2 protein-coding genes are annotated in these 2940 nt (G+C 34.8%); both read left to right on the top strand.

Features of this window, described 5'->3' with window-relative positions; translation table 11 throughout:
• Positions 1 to 104 precede the first annotated feature (104 nt).
• A complete protein-coding gene (dnaK, locus tag Q0929_RS08870) occupies positions 105 to 1958 on the top strand; it encodes a molecular chaperone DnaK (protein WP_299240087.1) in 1854 nt (617 codons plus the stop codon).
• Positions 1959 to 2065: 107 nt separating this feature from the next.
• The coding region (htpX, locus tag Q0929_RS08865; RefSeq protein WP_299240085.1) for a zinc metalloprotease HtpX at positions 2066 to 2940 on the top strand (875 nt) is incomplete at its 3' end.

Below are 2940 nucleotides of genomic sequence, written 5' to 3'. Positions count from 1 at the left end.
AAACACCTTCATGCTAAAATTGACTTTGTTAATATAAAAAAACTTGACAAAGGATTACTAAAGTATTATCATATTAATACATCAAAAATCTTGGAGGTTTTAAAATGGGAAAAGTAATAGGAATAGACCTTGGAACGACTAACTCTGTTGTTTCTGTAGTTATTGGTGGCGAACCAGTTGTTATTGCAAACCAAGAAGGATTTAGAACAACTCCATCTATTGTATCTTGGACAAAAGAGGGAGAGATTTTAGTAGGAGAGCCTGCAAAAAGAAGAGCGGTATTAGACCCAGAAAACACAATTTATGAGTCTAAAAGATTCATTGGAAGAAAGTATAATGAAGTATTAAATGAAATAAAAAACGTTCCTTATAAAGTAGTTGCAGATGATAAAGGTGATGCTGCGTTTAACGTTCCTAATGCTGGTAGAATAGTAAGACCTGAAGAAGTAGGAGCACAGATTCTCAAAAAATTAAAAGAGGCGGCTGAGGCATATCTTGGAGAAAAAGTAACAGAAGCTGTAATCACAGTACCTGCCTACTTTAACGAAAGACAAAGACAGGCAACAAAAGACGCAGGTAAAATTGCTGGATTGGAAGTTAAAAGAATCATCAACGAGCCAACAGCAGCGGCACTTGCTTATGGTCTTGATAAAAAATCAGATATCAAAATTCTTGTTTATGACTTTGGTGGTGGTACATTTGACGTTTCTATTCTTGAAGGTGGAGATGGTGTTATTGAAGTAAAAGCATCAGATGGCGATACTCACCTTGGTGGTTCTGACATTGATGCGAGAATCATAAACTGGTTAGTAGACGAATTTAAAAAAGAGTATGGTATTGATTTAAGAAATGATAAAACAGCATTCCAAAGATTAAAAGAAGCAGCTGAACAGGCTAAGAAAGAGCTATCTTTCAAAATGGAAACAGAAATCAACTTACCATTTATTACAATAGACCCAAACAACAACCAACCTTTACACTTACAAAAGAAGCTAACAAGAGCAAGACTTGAAGAAATGATAAAAGACCTTATCGATAGAACTATGGAAATTGTAAAAAGAACCCTTGAAGCAGCAAAATTAACTCCATCAGATATAGATGAAGTTGTATTGGTTGGTGGTTCAACAAGAATACCATTGGTACAACAAAAGATTAGAGAATTCTTTGGAAAAGAGCCAAACAAATCGGTTAACCCTGATGAAGTTGTTGCAGTAGGTGCATCAATCCAAGGTGCAGTATTATCCGGAGAAGTTAAAGATGTATTATTAATTGACGTAACACCACTATCTCTTGGTATAGAAACACTTGGTGGTGTAATGACAGTTTTAATACCAAGAAATACTCCTATACCAACTAAAAAATGTGAAATGTTTACAACAGCAGTTGATAACCAAACAACTGTTGAAATTGCAGTATATCAAGGTGAAAGAAGCATTGCCAAAGAAAATAAATTGCTTGGTAGCTTTAGATTAACTGATATTCCTCCAGCACCAAGAGGCGTTCCTCAAATAGAAGTGTGCTTTGATATAGACGCAGATGGTATACTACATGTTACAGCTACAGATAAGGCAACAGGTAGAGCACAATCTATAACAGTTACACCATCAAGCGGATTAACTAAGGAAGATATTGAAAAACTTATCGAAGAAGCTAAAAAACATGAAGAGGAAGACAAGAAGTTTAAAGAAACAATTGAATTAAGAAACCAACTTGATGCTTTAGTATACAGCTTTGAAAAGGCGTTTAATGAAAACAAAGCTAAATTTACACCAGAAGAAATCTCAGAAGCAGAAAATGTAATAGCTGAGGCTAAAAAAGCTATTGAATCTAACGATAAAGCACAAATTCAAACTGCATTAGATAAATTACAAAATGTTGCTAACAGATTTGCACAAAAACTTTACAGACAAGGTGGCAATGAATCTGGCGGAGATGTAATAAATCCGGAAGTTCATTAATAACTAATAGAGAAAAAACTTTTATAAATATGACCGGGGTGGGTTGAAAAATACCTACCTCGGTTTTATTATTTATATAGCATTTTAGAAATAGAGGGGGTTAAAGAATGGCAAATCAGCTGAAAACAGTTTTACTTTTAGGAGTATTGACAGGTTTATTTCTTGCCATCGGTCATTTAGTAGCCGGAAAGCAAGGTATGATAATTGCGTTTGTAGTAGCTTTATTTATGAACTTTTTCAGCTATTTCTTTTCTGATAAAGTAGCTTTGGCTATGTATGGAGCAAGAGAGATTCCTTATGAAGAAGCACCTTGGCTTCACGAAATGGTAGAAGATTTAGCAAGGAGAGCCGGCATTCCAAAGCCAAAAATCTATTTAGCACCTATAGCTGTTCCAAATGCTTTTGCAACAGGAAGAGACCCTAACCATGCAGCTGTAGCTGTAACTTCCGGTATTTTACAAATTTTAAACAAGGATGAACTAAGAGGTGTTTTAGCTCACGAGCTTGGACACATTAAAAATAGAGATATACTTATTTCTTCAATAGCTGCAACTATTGGTGGAGCAATCTCTATGCTTGCCAATGTAGCTTATTTCAGTACATTCTTCGGTGGAAATAACAATGATGAAGAAAATAGCAATCCTATTGCATCAATAATAGGCTCTATAATCTTATTTATAGTTGCTCCTTTGGCAGCAACTTTAATACAAATGGCAATATCTCGTTCAAGAGAATTTTTAGCAGATGAAGCAGGAGCAAAAATCTCAGGATGTCCTTTATGTTTAGCTAATGCTTTAAGAAGGTTAGAAGAAATAGCACATAATCCACAGATACAAGAGATAGCATCACAAGAAATCAATCCAGGAACCGCTCATATGATGATTGTCAATCCACTTAGTGGCGATTTTATAATGAAATTATTTTCAACACATCCACCAACAGAAGAAAGAATTAGAAGATTAGAAGAGCTTGCAAGAAAAAT

The organism is Sulfurihydrogenibium sp. (genome assembly GCF_028276765.1).
Taxonomy (GTDB): Bacteria; Aquificota; Aquificia; order Aquificales; family Hydrogenothermaceae; genus Sulfurihydrogenibium.
The sequence above is the reverse complement of the archived record's forward strand: the minus strand, read 5'-3'. Positions and strand labels throughout refer to the sequence as shown.